Below are 17,926 nucleotides of genomic sequence, written 5' to 3'. Positions count from 1 at the left end.
GGCGTGCTCTAGAAGGCGGAGCCGGGGATGCGGAGGTCGAACGTGCTGGTCGGCGCGGAGACCGACCCCACCGGCGTCCTCGCCGTCCAGGTGCTCGACAGTGCCACAGAGCCGCGCTGGACATCCTCCACGGTGACGACGCGGCCCTTGATGACGACCGTGGAGACCGTGTCGACGTCCAGGTTCACCTTCGTCGGACCGACATCGCGCAGCGGCATGTCGCCGGTGTTGAAGAACGAGTAGACGACGGTGACCGGCGTGCCCGCTCCGACGGCGGTCCCCGGCGCGACGTCGAACCAGGCGTAGGTCTTGACCTTCAGCCCGGGGTGCACGGCTGCTCCACTCCCCGCCAAGGAGGAGAAGGTGAAACCGCCGTCGGACGCCGCGACGGCCGACGGCGCCGACGCACTCCCGCCGCCCGTGACGATGCTCTTCGCCGGGCTCGTCGGGGCAGCGACGTCCGGGGTCGGGTCGGCGAGTGCGGCCGGGGCGAGGCCGCCTGCGAGACCAGCGACGAGCGCGAAGGTCGCGACGGTCGAGCGGCTTCCGCGCGCGGGACGGGCGGCGGTGAGGGAACGGATGGGTTCGGTCATGGTGACTCCTGGTTCATCGTGCTGAGGGTGAGCGGCGGAGCGACGCCATGCTGGCATCGCGCCCGTCGCGCTGTCCTCTCTGTGGCACGGACTGAGGAGCCCGGCAGCTCGCGTGACCCGCTGGCGCTTTCCGTCTCAGCGCGAGGCGTGGATCGGGCCCGACCGCCCCGCGAGCGGCGCCCCGGACGCCCCGGCGCGCACCGCCAGCACCTCCGCGAGGATCGAGACCGCCGTCTCCTCCGGCGTCGACGCGCCGATGTCCAGGCCGATCGGCGAGTGCAGCCGGGCGAGCGACTCCTCCGCCACTCCGGCCTCGCGCAGCAGCCGCAGCCGCCGCTCGTGCGTTCGCCGGGAGCCCATCGCGCCGATGTAGGCGGCCGGCAGGGTCAGCGCCGTCTCGAGCAGCGGCACGTCGAACTTCTCGTCGTGGGTGAGCACCGCGATCACCGTGCGCTCGTCCACCTCCGTCGCCGCCAGGTAGTCGGACGGCCAGTCGACCACGACCTCGTCGGCGCCCGGGAACCGCTCCGCCGTCGCGAACACCGGCCGCGCGTCGCAGACCGTCACCCGGTAGCCGAGCAGCGCCCCGGCCGCGCAGAGCGCCGCGGAGAAGTCGACAGCGCCGAAGATCAGCAGGCGCGGCTTCTCGGCGCTGACGACGTAGGTCACCTCGAGCTCGACGCCCTGGCAGGCGATCTCGACCGTCGCCGAGCGGCCCGAGGCCAGGCGCGCGGCCCGCTCGGCAAGGATCCGGCGCACCGTGTCCTCGTCCAGCGACGGCCCCACCACGTCCTGCGCGCGGGTCGCGCCGGTCAGCACCAGGCCGACGAGCTCGTCCGGCCCGCCGACGATCATCGCGAGCCCCGCCGGCCGCCCGGCCCGCGCGGCGCGCAGCTCGGCCAGCACGGCCCCCGAGCTCGCGTCGACGACGTGGCCGAAGACCCGCAGCTGCCCACCGCAGGAGAGACCGGCCGCGAAGGCCGCCTCGTCGTCGAAGCCGAAGTGCTCCGAGCCGGAGCCGCCGGAGCCGAGCACCTCCTGCGCGAGCGCGTAGGCCTGGGCCTCGACGCAGCCGCCCGAGATCGAGCCGATGGCGCTGCCGGCCGCGTCGACCGCCATCGAGGAGCCGAGGGCGCGCGGCGCCGAGCCGAAGACGTGGGTGACGGTGACCACGGCGACGCGCTCGCCCGCCTCGACGCGCGCGAGGAGCGGTACGGCGAGTTCGAGCACGGCGGCCTCCGACGTCGACGGGCGGGAGGGCGCGGAGCCGGGTCGTGCGGCCGGCGGGCGCTCACACGCGGGAAACATGCCGAGTATATGGTCGAACCCATGCCCGACGACTCCCCCTCGCTCGACCTCGTGATCCGCTCCTCCGCCGTCCTGACCGAGAACGGGACGCGGCCCGCCAGCGTCGCCGTCGCGGGCGGGCTCATCGTCGCCGTCGGCGACATCGACGCCCCCTGGAAGACCCTCGAGGAGGTCGTCCTCCCCGCCGGCCAGGTGCTGCTGCCGGGGATCGTCGACACCCATGTGCACGTCAACGAGCCCGGCCGCACCGAGTGGGAGGGCTTCGCCTCCGCCACCCGCGCTGCCGCCGCGGGCGGGGTCACCACGATCATCGACATGCCGCTCAACTCGATCCCGCCGACCACCACCGTCGCGGGGCTGGACGCCAAGAAGGCCGCGGCCGGGCCGCAGGCGCTCGTCGACGTCGGCTTCTGGGGCGGGGCGATCCCGGAGAACCTCGGCACGCTGCGCGAACTGCACGACGCCGGCGTCTTCGGCTTCAAGTGCTTCCTCTCGCCCAGCGGTGTGGACGAGTTCCCGCACCTCAGCACCGAGCAGCTGTTCGCGGCGATGCGCGAGATCGCCGCGTTCGACGGCCTGCTGATCGTGCACGCCGAGGATCCGGACGAGCTCGAGGCGAGCGCGAACAGCGGCGGCACCTCCTACGACGCCTTCGTCGACTCCCGGCCGCCCGCCTCGGAGAACTCGGCGATCGCCAGCGTGATCCAGGCCGTCCGCGAGACGGGCGGGCGGGCGCACATCCTGCACCTGTCCTCCGCCGAGGCGCTGCCGCTGCTGCGCGAGGCGAAGGCCGAGGGGCTGCGGATCACCGCGGAGACCTGCCCGCACTACCTCACCTTCGACGCCGAGACGATCCCCGACGGCGGCACGCAGTTCAAGTGCTGCCCGCCGATCCGGGACGAGCGCAACCGCGAGCTGCTCTGGAAGGGGCTGCTCGACGGCACGATCGACCTGATCGCGTCCGACCACTCCCCCGCCACCGCCGCGCTCAAGTTCGCGCACGACGGCGACTTCGGCCTCGCCTGGGGCGGCATCTCGGGGCTCGAGCTGAGCTTCCGCGCGGTGTGGACGGGCGCCCGCGAGCGCGGGATCCCGCTGGAGCAGGTCGTCGCCTGGATGTCGACGGCGACGGCCGCCTTCGCCGGGCTCGGCCAGAAGGGGCTGCTGCGCGCCGGAGCGGACGCCGACCTGGTCGCCTTCGAGCCGGAGGCGGCGTCGCCGGTCGACGTCGACGCGCTCTCGCACAAGAACAAGGTCTCCGCCTACGACGGCCGCGTGCTGCGCGGTGCCGTCGCGGCGACCTGGGTCGGCGGAATCCGGGTCACGGGCGAGACCTCGGCGCCGGTCGGCCGGCTGCTCGAGCGGCCCTGAGCCGTCACCGGCAGCGGAGTCGGAGCGACGGGGCCGGGCCGCGTGTTCCGGTCACGTTTCCGCCGTGTGAACTCCCGCGGTTCCGGGCGCGGTTCCGGGCGGATCGCACAAGACTCGGGTGACGCGGGCGCCGGACGCTGAGTGCTCCGCCGGTGCGACGGGGTCGCCGCGCGCGGCATCCTGGCAGACGGGCACAGCCCGGGCCGCGCGACCGCGGTCCCCCGCGGAGCCCCACGAACCACCGAACGCGAACAGGAGCGGACATGTCGATCATCCTCGGAGACCACCAGTACGGGAAGGCCGAGAACCGCGTCGTCCGGATCTACCGCGACAGCCCCCGGCACGAGATCCACGACGTGAACGTCTCGACCGCCCTGCGAGGCGACTTCGCGGCCGCGCACCTGACCGGCGACCAGTCCGCGGTCCTCCCCACCGACACCCAGAAGCAGACCGCCTACTCCTTCGCGAAGGAGAAGGGGCTGCGCTCGATCGAGGCTTACGGCCTCGAGCTGGCCCGGCACTTCGTCGACGGCACCGCGACCGTGCACGGCGCGCGGATCGAGATCGAGGAGTTCGCCTGGGAGCGCGTCCTGGTCGACGGCGCCGAGCACGACCACACCTGGGTCCGCAAGGGCCAGGAGGTGCGCATCGCCTCCGTCACCGTCGAGGGCACCGGCGACGCGCAGCAGGTCTGGATCACCGGCGGCTTCAAGGACCTGACGATCCTCAAGTCCACCGGCTCGGAGTTCCACGGCTTCCTCACCGACCCGTACACGGTGCTCCCACCCACCCGGGACCGCGTGATGGCGACCTCGCTGGTCGCGAAGTGGCGCTTCGCCCTCAGCGACGAGGAGATCGCCGCGAGCGACTGGGAGGCCGTCTACGCCGGAGTGAAGGCATTGATGATCAGCCGCTTCGCCACCGTGCACTCGCTCGCCCTGCAGCAGACGCTCTTCGAGATGGGCAAGGCGGTGCTGGAGGAGTTCCCTCAGATCGTCGAGGTGCGCCTCTCGGCCCCGAACAAGCACCACTTCCTCTACGACCTCTCTCCCTTCGGCGTGGAGAACGACAACGAGGTCTACCACGCCGCCGACCGGCCCTACGGCCTGATCCAGGCCGCCGTCACCCGCGACGACGCGCCGGACGCCGGGCCCGCCTGGTACGCGTACTCGGGACTGGTGTGAGCGGAGGGTCCGGTCCGGGCGCCGGCCCGCGCGGCGTGCACCGCGGCCACGTCCTGCACGTGGCCGGCCGACCCACGGTCGAGACGGCCGCCGAGGCGCTGGTCTCGATCCCGGACGGCGCGCTCGTCGTCGGCGACAGCGGGACGATCCTCTGGGTCGGACCGCACGCCGCCCTCCCCCGCGACTACGCGGACTGGCCGGTCACCGGCGACGCGGGCGCGTTCCTCCTGCCCGGCTTCGTCGACACGCACCTGCACTTCCCGCAGACGTACTCGACCGACGCGTTCGGCGGCGGGCAGCTGCTGGAGTGGCTCGACGCCGCGATCTTCCCGGCGGAGTCGCGGCTCGCCGACGAGGAGTTCGCCGGCCGCATCGCGCGGGCGTTCACCCGCCGGCGGGTGAGCGCCGGGACGACCGCGGCGATGGTCTTCGGCTCGGCGTTCCCGCACGCGCAGGACGCCCTGTTCGAGCGGAGTGTCGAGGCGGGGCTGCGCACGGTGTCCGGTCGCGGACTGCAGACGGTCGGGCCGCCGTCGGCCGCGGCGCTGCTGACCGGCGAGGACGAGGCGCTCGCGCTCGTCGCCGAGGAGATCGACCGCTGGCACGCGGTCGACACCGGCGACCCCTCGACCGCGCTGCAGCAGGTCGCGATCGTCCCCCGCTTCTCGCTGTCGGTGACGCCGTCGACGCTCGCCGGGCTCGGCGAGCTCTACGACGGCGTGCGCGACCGCGGCGTGTACGTGCACAGCCACCTCAACGAGAACGACCGGCCGGGCGACGGCGAGATCGCCGCGGTCCTCGCGAGCTTCGGCACCCGCAGCTACCTGGACACCTACGACGGGCTGTTCCTGCCCGGCTCGCGGCGCGGCGGTTCCTCGCTGCTCGGCCGGCGGACGATCCTCGCGCACGCCGTGCACTGCCAGGACGCGGAGCTGCACCGGATGGCCGCGACCGGCACCTCGATCGCGCACTGCCCGACCTCGCAGCAGTTCCTCGGCTCGGGGACGATGCCGTGGCGGCGCACCGCAGCCGCGGGCGTGACGATCGCGCTCGGCAGCGACATCGGCGCCGGCGACGAGTGGCTGCTCGCGCGGGTGGCGAACGACGCCTTCAAGGTGCACCTGTCGGAGGAGGGCGACGCGTCGATCGCGCTGCACCCGGCCCAGCTGCTCTTCACCGCGACGCTGGCCGGTGCCCGCGCGCTCGACATGGAGGAGCGCTTCGGCAACTTCGACCTCGGCAAGGACGCCGACTTCCTCCGCATCGAGCCCGACCGCTGGGAGCCGCTCGCGCAGGTGCTCGCCCTCGGCATCCGCGCCGACGACCCGGAGGAGGCGACGGCCCAGCTGCTGTTCGCGCTGCTCCTGAGCCTGCGCGAGCCCGCCATCGCGGCGGTCCACGTGCAGGGCCGCCGCGTGCTCGCTCCGGCGGAGTGACGGGCCGTCGTCGCCGTCCACGCGGCCTCCGCTCGAGTCGTGATCCCGATGATCCTGTCCCCGGGCGGAGCAGCGCGCTAGCGTCGGGCCATGACCCGTCGACTCGCCCCGGTTCTCGCCTCCGCGCTGCTGGGCCTCGTGCTCGTCGGCTGCGCGTCGTCTCCGACACCGGCGCCGACGCCCGATGCGATTGCCGCGCCCACCGCCGGTGACCTGGTCGCGGCGGCGGTCGACATCCGATTCTTCGGCGAAGCGATGCGCCTCTGCCCGTTCGACGGCGATCCCGGCTTCACCATGGGACCGTCCCCGTGCGAGGACGGGCTCTCCCTCACCGGGATCGCACCCGACGACCTCCGCGCGCAGAGCGCGGCGCAGGGGTTCCGGCCGCGGACCGAGGACGGCGTCGAGACGATCCCCGCCTACGTGGTCGGACGCCTCACGGGACGCTCCTTCGACTTCGTCAGCGCCGACGGCGAGCGGTACGTCCCCGTGGGCAGCAGCACGCCGACGGCCGCGCCGACGCCTGCTCCGAGCTTCGCGACGGACGAGGAGAAGATCGCCTACTCCGACGCCCAGCCCGTCCCGCAGCCCGAGGGCTGCAGCGCTCCGGCGGGCGGCTGGCGGTCGATGGCGGCGCTCGGGCTGCACGAGGCCGCCGCCTACCAGCAGGCGCACCCGCGCACCGTGCTCGGCAACGCGCAGACGTTCGTCGACCACAGCACGCAGATCGCGCTGCTGTCCGTCGCGGCCGACGCCGACCCCGCGATCGTCGCGGCGGATCTCGCCACGGCCTACCCGGGCGCACTCTGCGTCCTGCAGACGGACATCACCGCCGACGACCTGGACCGCGTCCAGGTCGACCCGGTCCTCGTCGCAGCCGAGACCGTCCTGTCCTCGAGCCTCTGGCAGCCGAGCGAGACGAGCGGCGACGATCCCGACCCGGTCTTCACGGTCCGGATGACCGTCCTCACCGACGAGGCGATCGAACGCGCGGCCGAGTACCCGGACGGACTCGTCGAGCTGCAGGCCTGGTTCGAACCCGTCGTCGACCGCGACGCCTCCTGAGCAGGCCGGCTCAGCCGCAGCGCCCTTACGTCGAGGACCCCCGGCAGGCGTGCTGGTGGAGTAACCCCGCAGGGCCCGCCTTTCATGCTGGTCGAGTAGCCCCGCAAGGGGCGTATCGAGACCCACGTGCGCAGACGACGGCGGATCTCGGTACGCGCGCTGCGCGCGCTACTCGATCGACATGGTTGATCAGCGCAGCCGCAGCGCCAGGAAGAGGTCCGCGCGGTCGGAGGTGTTCGAGAGGTCGCGCTGGGTCAGCTCCTCGACCCGGGCGATGCGGTAGCGCACCGTGTTGAGGTGCAGGTGCGTCTGCTCGGCCGCGCGCACCCAGGAGCCGCCGCAGTCGAGGAACGCCGAGAGCGTCGCCACCAGCTGCGAGTTGTAGCGCGCGTCGTGCTCGATCAGCCGGCCGAGCACCAGCTCGACGAACACCGCGCGCAGGTGGTCGGGCACCGCACTCAGCAGCTGCACCGCCGAGGTCACCTCGCCGGCCGTCCCGATCCGCACCGGCGATGCGTCGCCCGGCGCGGACGGCAGCCGCAGCGCGTACCGCGCCGACCGCAGCGCCCCACCGAGCGCGGCCAGCGGACTCGGCGCGCTCACTCCGACCCGCAGCACCGCTTCGTCCAGCGCCGCTCCGGCACGGCGCAGCGCCGCGGTCACCACGGCCAGGGCCTCGTCGTCCGCCACCGGGACCAGCGCCACCGCGCCGTCGACGTCGCGGCCCACGACGGCCCGGCCCAGGTGCGCCACCGCGTCCGTCAGCACCGAGCGCGCGAGGTCGCCGTCGCCGTCCACCGCCGCCGCCAGCACCGCGAACCGCTCGACGCCGCCGAGGCCCAGCTGGCGGAGGTAGACCGCCGTCTCGGGCTGCTCGCTGTCCTCCTCGATCAGCTCGAGCAGCCGGTCGGCGAGCGCCGCGTCTGCGAGCACGGCCGCCTCGCGCTGCAGCCGATAGAGCCCGATGACACCGGTCAGCTCGGTGATCGCGTCGAGCAGAGAGGGGTGCCACTCGTTCCAGTCGCCGGCGACGACGACGAACCACGAGACGGCGCGGTGCTCCTCCGCCCCCGCGACGACGAGGATCGACAGCACTCCTCCGTGCGCGTCCGGCACCGTCACCGGGGTGCGGCGCGACGTGAGGGCGGCGTGCACGACGCGGTCGACCTCGTCGGCGCTCAGCGGGTCCGCGGACGCGGCGGCGGAGCGCCCGGTCGCGGTCAGCACGCGCACCGGCCGCCCCAGCTCGGTCGAGGTGCGCGCGATCAGCTCGTCGAGCAGCTGTCCGCGGTAGACCTCGGTCAGCAGCTGCCGCTGGCGCGCGAGCCCGGCGGTCAGCCGCGCGACACGATCTCCCGCCAGCGCATTGGAGAGGTGCGCAGTGATCGAGGCGAAGGACACGTCGGCCGGCACGGCGAACAGCGCGACGCCGTGTGCGCGGCAGGCGGCGACCAGGTCGTCGGGCACGAAGCCCAGGAGCCCCTCGCCGGCCAGCAGCGCGACGGCGCCGGAGGACGCGACCGCGGACACGAAGGCCTCGCTGTCCTCGGCCGTGCGCCGCCACATCATGCCGGTGAGCACGAGCTGATCGCGCGCCAGGTAGCGGCGCGGGTCGAGCAGATCGGTGGTGAACGTCCAGTTCACCTCGCGGGCGAGCGCCTCCTCGGTGGTGTGCACGGCGCGGATCCGCAGCGTCGGCGCGTCGAGGAGCTCCCGGAGCTGCACGCTCAGCTCCCCCGGTAGGTCGAGTAGGCGAACGGGCTCAGCAGCAGCGGGATGTGGAAGTGCGCGGCCGTGTCCTCGAGCCGGAACGCGACGACGACCTCGGGGTAGAACGACTCGGTGCCCGAGCGCTCGAAGTACGCGGCGGTGTCGAAGACGACGCGGTAGATCCCCGCGGGCAGCTCCGCCGGACCGAACTCGGCGACGCGGCCGTCGGCGTCCGTCCGAGCGGTCGCGATCGGCTCCCAGCCGGATCCTCGTCGCGCCTCGAGCGCGACCGGCACGTCCCGCGCCGGCCGGCCGAGCACGGCGTCGAGCACGTGCGTCGTGACGTGGCTGCGGTGCGCGCTCATCGACCCGCCTCCGCGACGGCGCCGGTCTCCGGTCCGAGACCGCGCACCCGCAGCACCGTGATCTCGCGCAGCTGGTCGGCGACGATCCCGCGCTCGGTGTCCTCGTCGAGGCCGAGCCGGCGCTCCAGCTCGGCGACGATCTCGGCGCGGTCGCGCCCGGCCGCGCGGATGAGGAACACCCGCCCAAACCGCTCCTCGTAGGCCCGGTTGCCGGCCAGCAGCCGCTCGGCCAGCGCCTCGTCCGGCGAGAGGCTCGACGCCTGCTCGGCGGCGGAGAAGTCGGAGGAGCGTCCCGCGCCCGAGTGACGCTCGCCGATCCGCGGGTGGTCGGCCAGCGCCTCCTCCACCTCCTCGGCGGTCAGCGTGCGCGCGCTCGCGTCGGCCGCGGCGGCGAGGGCCTCGGTCGAGGCGTAGCGCGCGCCCGCGGCGACCTCGTCGGCCCAGCGCGGGACGGCGAGGCACGCCAGCAGCGCGTCGCGGAGGGTGGTGGAGTCGGTCATGCGGTCTCCTCGTCGGCCCGGGTGTGCGGCACGATGGTCGGATGGACGTGGTGGGGGTGGTGCTCGCCGCGGGTGCCGGCCGACGAGCGGGCGGGCCGAAGGCGCTGCGACGCGATGCGGCGGGCGTGAGCTGGGTCGAGCGCGCGGTGGCGCGACTCGAAGCCGCCGGCTGCGGGAGCGTGCTCGTAGTGCTCGGCGCCGAGGCCGAGGTGGCGCGACGCCTGGTGCCGGAGCGCGCCGACGTCGTCGTCGCGGAGGACTGGGCCGAGGGACTGTCCGCTTCCCTGCGCACCGGGCTGCGGGCCGCGCACGGCGACGCCGCCCTGGTGACGCTCGTCGATCTGCCGGACGAACCCGCCGCGGTCGGCGAGCGCGTCCTCCGCGACTCCCCCGTCGGTCCGGCGGTGCTCGCGCGGGCGACCTACCGCGGTCGCCCCGGTCATCCGGTGCTGCTGGGCAGCGCGCACTGGCGGCCGCTCGCGGAAACGCTCAGCGGCGACTCCGGCGCCCGGGACTACCTCGCGCAGCACGGAGCGCTCGCGGTGGAATGCGGCGACCTCTTCTCCGGATCCGACCACGACGGTCCGGACTGACGCGGTCATCCGAGCCCGCTCTCGTCGAGCGCGTCGCGCAGCGCGCGCCAGGCGAGCGTCGCGCAGACCGAGCGCACGGGGTTCGCGGCGACCAGCAGCAGTGCCGCCTCGTCGCCGAGCGGCCCGTCCGCGACCGATTCCGCTGCGCGTCCGGACACCGCGTCGTGCGCCGCCATCGCGTCGAGGAAGGCGGTGACGCGCCCGCGGACCGTCACCGCGTCGAGCCCGTCGAGCTCGTCCGCGAGCAGCGACGCGGAGCCCTGCGACACCTCGCAGCCGCGCCCGCTCCAGCTGATCGACAGCGCAGCGGCGTGCCCCGCGACCCGGACCTCGATCCGGTCACCGCAGGTCGGCGTGAGCAGCTCGGCGCGGCCGAGCACCTCCGCCGGCAGCGTCTCGTCCCGCCCGACAGGGTGCCTGGCGTGCGCCCGGATCAGCTCGGCCGCCTCGGCGCTCACGGCCGCTCCTCCAGCTCCGCCAGCTCGGCGTAGAGCGTGCTGATGCCCGCGATGCGCTCGCGCGACTCCCGCGGCACGGCGCCGAGCACCCCGGCGGCCAGCACGGCGACCGCGCTCATCGCCGCCGCGTAGCTGTCGAAGGCCGCCTCGCTGTCGACGGGGCACTCCAGCCAGACGGCGCAGCGATCCGCGAAGCGCCGCGCGTGCGCGTCGGCGAGCAGCACGACGGGTACCCCGTGCGCGGCCAGCACCTCGACGACGGCCGCGAAGGAGGCGGGCCGCCGCCGGAAGCCGACCAGCACCACCGCGTCCTCCGCGCCGAGCCCCGCGATCTCCTCGCCGAGCGACTGCCCGGGCTGCGGCGCGATCCGCACCCGGGCGCGCGCCTGAGCGAGCTGCTGGCGCAGGTGCAGCGCGACCGGGTAGCTGTTGCGCAGGCCGATCACGACGACCTCGCGGGCGCCGGAGAGCAGTCGCACCGACTCCTCGAGCCGCCCGTCGGCGAAGGTCGTCGCGAGCCGGCGGAGGTTCGCGTGCTCGCTCTCGAGGTGCGCGGCCAGCGCGTCGGCGGGGGCTCCGGCCGACGCCGGGCCGACCGGCACCCCGGAGCTGCGCAGCGCACGGGCGTGCTCGCGCACCTCCTGCGAGTTGGAGAAGCCCAGCCGGCGGAAGAGCCGCGAGACCGTGGCCTTCGAGACACCGCTGTGCTGCGCGAGCTCGGTGGCGGTGTAGCTGGCGAGGTCGCCGAGGTGGTCGAGGATGAAGTCGGCCGCGCGCTGCTCCTGGCGCGACAGCGAGGCGTACCCCGCGTCGATCCGGCGGCCGATGCTCGGTGCGGAGGCGTCGGTGCGGTGCTCGGCGATCGGCGCCGAGGCGGTCACACCCGTCCTGCCCGCGCCTCGGCGAACGCGTGCACCGCCGCCTCGAAGGCGTCCAGCGCGGTCGCGACATCGGCCTCGGTCACGTTCTCCTCGGGGTGGTGGCTGACGCCGCCCTCGCAGCGGACGAAGAGCATCGCGTACTCGGTGAGGTCGGCGATCGCCATCGCGTCGTGCCCGGCCTTGGAGAACAGCACCATCGGCTCCGCATCGCCGGTCGCCCGGATGCCGGTGCGGACGACGTCCTGCAGCCAGTCGGCCGCGACGACGGCGGGCGCCCCGTGCGTCTCCTCGACGGTCAGCGCGAGCCGGCGGCGGCGGGCCGTCTCCGACATCGCGTGCTCGATCCCGTCCCAGACGGTGTCGCGGACGTCGTCGAACTCGGCGCGCAGGTCGAGCGAGAACTCCACCCGGCCCGGGATCACGTTGACCGCGCCCGGGAACGCCTCCAGGCGGCCGACGGTGGCGATCGCGCCGTGCTCGCGGGCGATCCGCTCGACGGCGAGCACGGCCTCGGCGGCCCCGGTCAGGGCGTCGCGGCGGCGGTCGAACGGCACGCCGCCCGCGTGGCCGGCCTTGCCGGTGAGGGTCAGGGCGAAGCGGCGGGCGCCGGCGATCGAGGACACGACGCCGAGGGCGCGGTCCGCCTCCTCCAGGTACGGGCCCTGCTCGATGTGCGTCTCGAGGTAGGCGAGGACGTCGGCGGCGTCGCGCGCCGCGGTCGAGATGCGCGAGGGGTCGAGGCCGAACTCGTGGAACGCCTCGACGAGGGTCGTGCCGTGCGCGTCCTCCAGCTCCCACCAGTGCTCGTCCCAGGTGCCGGCGACCGCGCGGGAGCCGAGCAGGGCCGTGCCGAAGCGGGTGCCCTCCTCGTCGCCGAACGCGACGACCTCGACGGCGAACGGCAGCCGCGTGCCGGCGGCGTTCAGCCGGGAGACGACGGCGATCGCGAGCATCACGCCGAGGATCCCGTCGTAGCGCCCCGCATCGGGCACGGTGTCCAGGTGCGAGCCGAGCAGCAGCGCGGGCAGCCCCGGCGTCGCGCCCTCGTAGCGGCCGCACTGATTGCCGGCCGCGTCCTGCCACGTGCGCATGCCGGCGTCCTCCATCCAGCGCGCCGCCATCGCGTTGACGCGGGCGTGCTCGGGAGAGAGGTAGACGCGCTCGATCGCGCCGCGGGTGCTGGAGACCGCGGCGAGCTCGTCGCAGCGCGCCATGATCGCGGCGGCGTCGACGACGCTCACGCCGCGCCTCCCCGTGCGGAGTCGTAGACGCCGTAGGCGCCCGCGACGCCGCCGCCCGGAGCGACGGTCGCGCCCGCGCGGCGCAGAACCGCCTCGAGCGCGGCGAGGGTCGTCAGCACCGTGTCCTGGCGGGCGTTGTAGCCCATGGTGCCGATCCGCCAGACCTTGCCGTGCAGCGGCCCGAAGGAGGTGCCGATCTCGATGCCGAAGTCCTCCAGCATCGCGCCCCGAACCGCGTCGCCGTTCACGCCGTCCGGGATGTGCACCGCGACGACGTTGTTCATCTTGTGCGCGAGGTCGCCGAAGACGCGGAGGCCGAGCCCCTGCACGCCGGCGAGCATCGCCGAGCCGTGCAGCTCGTGCCGCGCGATGGTGGCGTCGAGGCCCTCCTCGACGATCAGCCGGGCGCACTCGCGCGCGCCGTAGAGCATCGTCGTGGCCTCGGTGTGGTGGTTGAGCCGGCGCGGGCCCCAGTAGTCGAAGACCATGCCGAGGTCGAAGTAGTTGGAGCGGACCGGGTGCGCGCTGACCGCGTCGCCCTCGTCGCGGATCCCGGCCTCGATGCTCTTGCGCGCCTCGATCACGGCGACGGCGCGCTCGGAGAAGGTGACGGGAGCGGAGCCGGAGGGCCCACCGAGGCACTTCTGCAGGCCGGCCGAGACGGCGTCGAGGCCGAGCTCGTCGGCGCCGAACGCGTTGCCCGCGAGCGACGCGGTGACGTCGGTGTAGAACAGCACGCCGTGCTTCTCGCAGACCGCGCCGAGCTCCTCGAGCGGCTGCGCCATCGTCGTCGACGTGTCGCCGTGCACGACCGCGAGGACCTTCGGGCGCACGCGCTCGATCGCCTCGGTGATGACCGAGACCGGGAACACCTGGCCCCACTCCGCCTCGATCACGTGCACCTCCGCGCCGCAGCGCTCGGCGATCTCGCGGAGCAGGTGGCCGAAGCGGCCGAAGACGGGCACGAGCACCCTGTCGCCCGGCTCGAGCATCGAGACGAGCGCCGCCTCGATGCCGGCGCGGCTGGTGCCGTCGACGAGCATCGTCTTCTCGTTCGAGGTGGCGAAGACGCGGCGGTAGAGCTCCTGCGTCTCGTTCATCATCGAGGTCATGAACGGGTCGTACTGGCCCACCAGCTGCGCCGACATCGCGCGGAGCACCCGCGGGTCGGCGTTGATCGGGCCGGGGCCCATCAGCAGCCGGGGCGGCGGATCGATGGGGAGGAACGTCGAGATCGCGGGCGCGGTCGGAATGGGAGCCACCTTCTTCGCAGTCGGACGTGCAGAGAAAAACCTGTTTCAGGTCACGAGCCTACTGCAACAGACGTTTCGCCCATGTTTCGGCGTGGGAGGGTCCACCGGGAAGAGACGCCCGCAGCCTTTGCTGGTCGAGTAGCCCCGCAGGGGCGTATCGAGACCCGCCGTCATCAGCAGGGCAGGTCTGCAGACTCCTGTCCTGCCGCAGGCGGATCTCGATACGCCCGCTCCGCGGGCTACTCGATCAGCATGGGTGGGGTCCTCCACCATCGTCGAAATGCTCTGCTCCGGGGCCCTCCTACCCCAGCACTTCCGCCGCCAGCTCCAGCAGTGCCGGATCCGCCCCGCGCGGCCCGACCAGGCACAATCCAACCGGCCGCCCGTCGACGCTCAGCCGCGGCACCGACAGCGCCGGATATCCGCCGATCCCCGCGAGGCAGGTCAACCCGAGCGTGGCCGTCCGAGCCGCATCGATGACCTCGGCCGACGCGTCGAGCGCCGGCGCCACCGACGACGCCGACGGCAGCAGCAGCACCCGTCCGCCGAGCGCCGCGTCGAGCCGCTCGCGGAACCCCGCGACCCGCTCCCGCGCCGCCGCCTCGGACTCCGCGTCGATCCGCGCCGCCGCATCGAACCGGGCCTGCACGTCCGGCGCCAGCACGCCCGGGTGCGCGGCGACCCAGGCACCGTCCGACGCCCACGCCTCCGCGGCCTGCACGAGACGGAACGCCTCGAACATCTCCGCCACCGGCGGCAGCTCGATCCGCTCGGCCCCGAGCCCGTCGACCACCGCCGAGAACGCGGCCGCGACCGGCGCGTCGACCCTCTCGAGCAGGGCGTCGCAGACGACGAACCCGTCCGCAGGCGCCTCCGCAGGCCCGGTCAGCGCGACTCGCGCCACCCGCCGCAGCACCTCCAGATCCCGCGTCAGCCACCCCACCGTGTCGAAGCTCGGCGCGAGCGGCAGCAGCCCCTCGACCGGCACCGCTCCGTGCGTCGTCCGCAGCCCCCAGAGCCCCTGGTACGACGCGGGCACGCGGATCGACCCAGCCGTGTCCGTCGCGAGTCCGACCGCCGCCTGCCCGAGCGACACCGCGGTGGCAGGCCCACTCGAAGAGCCACCCGGGATCGCCCCCGGCACCGCCGGGTTCGGCGGCGTCCCGTAGCCGGAGTTGCGCCCCGCGATGCTGTACGCGAACTCGTCGGTCTGCGCGATCCCGCGCACCGACGCTCCCGCGTCCAGCAGCATCGCGACCGCGGGCGCCGTGGATCGCTCGACCACCGCCTCCGCCAGCCGCGCGGGGATCCCCGCGCCGATGCGCTGCCCCTCGATCGCGAACAGGTCCTTCACCGCCACATCCAGCCCGACGAGCGACCCCGATCCGGAGGCGGGCACCAGCGGCGCCCCGACCGCCCGCCACACCCGTGCATCGAGTGCCGGCGCGGGCGCCTGGACCTGCGCGGCGCGCACCCGCCAGGTTCCGGAGTCACGTGTCCACAGCTGCGTCACCAGCCCGCGCCCACCACGGGCCGGCAGGTTCACCGTCACGACCAGCGCGTCGTCCGCCCCGAGGGCCCGGACGTGCAGCTCCGCGAGAGCCCGCGGCGGCGTCCCGCCCCGCCGTCCGCGGAAACCGGTGATCGCCTCGTGCCCCACGAGCAGCCCGGAGGCGTCGCCGCGCAGCGTCGTCGGCTCGCTGACGAAGGCGTCGGCGAGCGCCGGCACGTCGTCGGCCGCCAGCGCGGACTCGTAGGCGAGCACCGCGTCGACGAGCCCGTCGGGCAGCTCGCCCTCCAGCGTCGTGACGCGCGGATCGGCGCCGTGCTGCTCACTCATCGAAGTCCGCCGTCCGCACGCGGGCGTGCACGCCCTTCACCAGGTCGACGACCTGCGAGATGTTGAAGTCCGTCGCGGCACTGAGGTACGCGTAGGCGAGACTCGCGTCCATCCCGTAGCGGGCCTGGAGCAGCGCGATCGCCGCGCGCACGCAGTTCTGCACCGCGACGTCGAGGTCCTCGTCCATCCCGGTCGGCACCAGGAACTCGGCCGTCTCGCCGAGCGGCCCGGCGATCTCGCCGAACGCGGCGAGCGCCTCCGCCCGCGGGATCACGTCGAAGCACACCCGCACCCGCAGGCTCGCCTCCATCGCGGTCAGCGCGACCTCGCCGTCGCCCTGCGCGAAGTGCGGGTCCCCGACGTAGGCGAGGGCCTCCGGCACCTGCACCGGCAGGTACACGCTCGTGCCCGCCGTGAGCAGCGAGATGTCGATGTTGCCGCCGTGCGCACCCGGGGGCACCGAGTGCGGCCGCTCGTCGCCCGCCACCGCGACCCCCATGATCCCGAGGAACGGGTGCAGCTCGAACCGCGCCGAGCGCTCACCGCCCGGAGTCAGCGGCAGCACGCCCCGGCGGATCCCGTCGGCGCCCTCCTCGACGCGGGCGAACGCGCTGAACGACCCCACGGCCAGCGGGTACTCCCCCGGCAGCGCGCCGCGACCGTGCCGGTTCGAGATCACGCCGTAGGGGACGCGCGGCTCGGCCTCGAGCAGCGTCATCCGGAGCAGATCGCCGGGCTGCGCGCCGCGCACTGCGATCGGACCGGTCACCACGTGCGGCCCGTCGACGGCGGTGTCGCGGAAGGGCCCGGCTGCGGCGAGCTCGATCGCGTCGCGCAGCACCCCCTCGGGAGCCACACCGTGCGCCCCGAAGAACGCGACGGGATCCCGCCCCTGATCCTCCAGGACCCCCTCGTGGCTCAGCGTGTCAATGACGACCTCCGCACCGGAGTCCACGGTGAGCACCGCCCGGTCGCTCGCGCAGGGCAGCCGCCCCCACAGCACCGATCCCGGACCGGCCGGCAGGTACTCGACCCCCTCCGGAAGTCCCTCCCCGGGCTGCACCGCCCACACCGCCGACTGCTCCTGCGCAGGCCGCCCCTGCGCGTCCCGCCTCTGCACGTCCTGCACGATGGCCGCCTCTCCGCGCGGGCCCGCCCCGCACTCCGTCCGACAGTAGCGGCGCCGTGTTGCGCCCTCGTGTCCCGGCCGCCCGCCGCATCCATGGCAGTATCGGCCCCGCACCACCCTCGCTCCCTCCCGCGAGATGCCACTTGTGCACGCGACACGCCGATGGAGGTGCGCACAAGTGGCATCTCGCGGTACCCGCCCCTCCCCTCCGACGACAGGACCCCCGTGTTCCGACGCCTGCGCACGCGCACCGACAACGTCCACCTCGGCCTCATGCTCGCCCTGACCTTCTCGACCGGCATCATCGACGCCGTCGGCTACCTCGGCCTCGACCGGGTCTTCACCGGCAACATGACCGGCAACGTGGTCATCCTCGGCATGGCGCTCGCCGGCGCCGACGACCTCCCCATCGTCGGCCCGATCATCGCCCTCGCCGGCTTCATGCTCGGCGCCGCGATCGGCGGCCGCGTCCTGCGCCCGGTGAAGGCCGGCTGGACCACCCGCTCCTCCTGGCTCTTCACCGTCGTCGGTCTGCTGATGGCCGTGCTCGCCGTCGTTCTCGGCGTCGTGCCCGAGCACCCCGAGCCCCTGGCCCTGACCGTCACCGGCGTGCTGGGCCTCGCGATGGGCCTCCAGGCCGCGACCGCCCGCCACATCGCGGTCAAGGACGTCACCACGGTCGTCGTCACCTCGACCATCACCGGCCTCGCCGCCGACTCCCGCCTCGGCGGCGGCAAGGGCCAGCCCTGGTTCCGCCGCGCCACCGCCGTCGTCCTGATCGCCGCCGGCGCCGGAGTCGGCGCCCTGGCCCTGAACGTCGGCCTCTGGCTCGGCCTCGCCATCGCCGCCGCGATCACCCTGATCGCCTCACTCCTCGGCCACCTCATCGCCCACGTCAAGCACGCGACCCCGGCGGAGGAGAAGGCCGCCGCCTGACCCGGCCCCGCCCGTTCAGCCGAGCGGGCCGACGCAGAACATCAGCCAGGAGCGCCGCTCATC

At 74.2% G+C, this 17,926-nt stretch carries 17 protein-coding genes; 6 read left to right on the top strand and 11 right to left on the bottom strand.

Going from position 1 to position 17,926, the window contains the following annotated elements:
- Positions 1-8: 8 nt before the first annotated feature.
- Both EDF22_RS06310 and EDF22_RS06305 read right to left on the bottom strand, forming a co-directional pair.
- On the bottom strand, positions 9-593 hold the full coding sequence (locus tag EDF22_RS06310) for a hypothetical protein (protein ID WP_123703263.1): 585 nt from the start codon (positions 591-593) through the stop codon (positions 9-11).
- Between the two features lie 135 nt (positions 594-728).
- Positions 729-1,823 carry an XdhC family protein gene (locus EDF22_RS06305; RefSeq protein WP_260303319.1) on the bottom strand — a complete coding sequence of 365 codons (1,095 nt, stop codon included), beginning with the start codon at positions 1,821-1,823 and terminating at the stop codon, positions 729-731.
- A 99-nt stretch (positions 1,824-1,922) separates the two neighbouring features.
- On the opposite strand from EDF22_RS06305, the gene allB reads away from it, so the two are divergent.
- From allB to EDF22_RS06285, 4 genes are all read left to right on the top strand, one after another.
- Entirely contained in the window at positions 1,923-3,272 is a 1,350-nt protein-coding gene (gene allB, locus EDF22_RS06300; protein WP_123703221.1) for an allantoinase AllB, read from the top strand.
- Positions 3,273-3,535: 263 nt separating this feature from the next.
- Positions 3,536-4,456, top strand: a complete 921-nt coding sequence (gene pucL / locus EDF22_RS06295; RefSeq protein ID WP_123703219.1) for a factor-independent urate hydroxylase — start codon at positions 3,536-3,538, stop codon at positions 4,454-4,456.
- Complete coding sequence (locus EDF22_RS06290; RefSeq protein ID WP_185038765.1) at positions 4,453-5,892, top strand: amidohydrolase family protein; 1,440 nt, start codon at positions 4,453-4,455, stop codon at positions 5,890-5,892. The genes pucL and EDF22_RS06290 overlap by 4 nt, the downstream gene beginning before the upstream one ends.
- A 90-nt stretch (positions 5,893-5,982) precedes the next feature.
- Positions 5,983-6,957: a hypothetical protein gene (locus tag EDF22_RS06285; RefSeq protein WP_123703215.1), complete on the top strand. Its 975-nt coding sequence runs from the start codon at positions 5,983-5,985 to the stop codon at positions 6,955-6,957.
- A 189-nt stretch (positions 6,958-7,146) separates the two neighbouring features.
- On the opposite strand, the gene EDF22_RS06280 is transcribed toward EDF22_RS06285, so the two are convergent.
- Genes EDF22_RS06280 through uraD form a run of 3 tightly spaced genes read right to left on the bottom strand, consistent with a single transcriptional unit; the run spans position 7,147 to position 9,532 of the window.
- On the bottom strand, positions 7,147-8,682 hold the full coding sequence (locus EDF22_RS06280; protein ID WP_185038763.1) for a helix-turn-helix domain-containing protein: 1,536 nt from the start codon (positions 8,680-8,682) through the stop codon (positions 7,147-7,149).
- A 2-nt stretch (positions 8,683-8,684) separates the two neighbouring features.
- Entirely contained in the window at positions 8,685-9,032 is a 348-nt protein-coding gene (gene uraH / locus EDF22_RS20750; protein ID WP_185038761.1) for a hydroxyisourate hydrolase, read from the bottom strand.
- The gene (gene uraD / locus EDF22_RS06275; RefSeq protein ID WP_123703211.1) at positions 9,029-9,532 is read right to left on the bottom strand and encodes a 2-oxo-4-hydroxy-4-carboxy-5-ureidoimidazoline decarboxylase; all 504 of its coding nucleotides are present in this window, start codon (positions 9,530-9,532) and stop codon (positions 9,029-9,031) included. Before uraD ends, uraH begins: the two co-directional genes overlap by 4 nt.
- A gap of 41 nt (positions 9,533-9,573) precedes the next feature.
- Here uraD and EDF22_RS06270 point away from each other — a divergent pair, with 41 nt between their 5' ends.
- Complete coding sequence (locus EDF22_RS06270; protein ID WP_123703209.1) at positions 9,574-10,125, top strand: NTP transferase domain-containing protein; 552 nt, start codon at positions 9,574-9,576, stop codon at positions 10,123-10,125.
- A gap of 5 nt (positions 10,126-10,130) precedes the next feature.
- Here the strand turns inward: EDF22_RS06270 and EDF22_RS06265 are convergent, their stop codons facing one another.
- The 6 genes from EDF22_RS06265 to EDF22_RS06240 form a co-directional block, all read right to left on the bottom strand.
- Complete coding sequence (locus tag EDF22_RS06265) at positions 10,131-10,583, bottom strand: hypothetical protein (RefSeq protein WP_123703207.1); 453 nt, start codon at positions 10,581-10,583, stop codon at positions 10,131-10,133.
- On the bottom strand, positions 10,580-11,464 hold the full coding sequence (locus EDF22_RS06260; RefSeq protein ID WP_260300532.1) for a MurR/RpiR family transcriptional regulator: 885 nt from the start codon (positions 11,462-11,464) through the stop codon (positions 10,580-10,582). The genes EDF22_RS06265 and EDF22_RS06260 overlap by 4 nt, the downstream gene beginning before the upstream one ends.
- A complete protein-coding gene (locus EDF22_RS06255) occupies positions 11,461-12,705 on the bottom strand; it encodes an allantoate amidohydrolase (RefSeq protein WP_243586621.1) in 1,245 nt (414 codons plus the stop codon). The genes EDF22_RS06260 and EDF22_RS06255 overlap by 4 nt, the downstream gene beginning before the upstream one ends.
- Positions 12,702-13,898 (bottom strand): alanine--glyoxylate aminotransferase family protein, encoded by a 1,197-nt coding sequence (locus EDF22_RS06250; protein ID WP_123704763.1) that lies wholly within the window; start codon positions 13,896-13,898, stop codon positions 12,702-12,704. The genes EDF22_RS06255 and EDF22_RS06250 overlap by 4 nt, the downstream gene beginning before the upstream one ends.
- Before the next feature lie 361 nt (positions 13,899-14,259).
- Positions 14,260-15,798 (bottom strand): AtzH-like domain-containing protein, encoded by a 1,539-nt coding sequence (locus EDF22_RS06245; protein ID WP_123703205.1) that lies wholly within the window; start codon positions 15,796-15,798, stop codon positions 14,260-14,262.
- Positions 15,791-16,918 carry an acetamidase/formamidase family protein gene (locus tag EDF22_RS06240; RefSeq protein WP_221180908.1) on the bottom strand — a complete coding sequence of 376 codons (1,128 nt, stop codon included), beginning with the start codon at positions 16,916-16,918 and terminating at the stop codon, positions 15,791-15,793. Before EDF22_RS06240 ends, EDF22_RS06245 begins: the two co-directional genes overlap by 8 nt.
- A 234-nt stretch (positions 16,919-17,152) precedes the next feature.
- Between EDF22_RS06240 and EDF22_RS06235 the strand changes: the two genes are divergently transcribed.
- A complete protein-coding gene (locus EDF22_RS06235; protein ID WP_311316352.1) occupies positions 17,153-17,863 on the top strand; it encodes a YoaK family protein in 711 nt (236 codons plus the stop codon).
- Positions 17,864-17,926: the final 63 nt, after the last annotated feature.

Source organism: Rathayibacter sp. PhB127, from assembly GCF_003751665.1.
GTDB lineage: Bacteria > Actinomycetota > Actinomycetes > Actinomycetales > Microbacteriaceae > Rathayibacter > Rathayibacter festucae.
This window is presented reverse-complemented; position numbering and strand designations above follow the sequence as displayed.

Excerpts from the sequence above, each read along its gene's own strand:
- EDF22_RS06245 (WP_123703205.1), bottom strand. The coding sequence starts at position 15,798 with ATGAGTGAGCAGCACGGCGCCGATCCGCGCGTCACGACGCTGGAGGGC.
- pucL (WP_123703219.1), top strand. The coding sequence starts at position 3,536 with ATGTCGATCATCCTCGGAGACCACCAGTACGGGAAGGCCGAGAACCGC.
- uraH (WP_185038761.1), bottom strand. The coding sequence starts at position 9,032 with ATGAGCGCGCACCGCAGCCACGTCACGACGCACGTGCTCGACGCCGTG.
- EDF22_RS06270 (WP_123703209.1), top strand. The coding sequence starts at position 9,574 with ATGGACGTGGTGGGGGTGGTGCTCGCCGCGGGTGCCGGCCGACGAGCG.
- uraD (WP_123703211.1), bottom strand. The coding sequence starts at position 9,532 with ATGACCGACTCCACCACCCTCCGCGACGCGCTGCTGGCGTGCCTCGCC.
- EDF22_RS06250 (WP_123704763.1), bottom strand. The coding sequence starts at position 13,898 with ATGGGCCCCGGCCCGATCAACGCCGACCCGCGGGTGCTCCGCGCGATG.
- allB (WP_123703221.1), top strand. The coding sequence starts at position 1,923 with ATGCCCGACGACTCCCCCTCGCTCGACCTCGTGATCCGCTCCTCCGCC.
- EDF22_RS06310 (WP_123703263.1), bottom strand. The coding sequence starts at position 593 with ATGACCGAACCCATCCGTTCCCTCACCGCCGCCCGTCCCGCGCGCGGA.
- EDF22_RS06285 (WP_123703215.1), top strand. The coding sequence starts at position 5,983 with ATGACCCGTCGACTCGCCCCGGTTCTCGCCTCCGCGCTGCTGGGCCTC.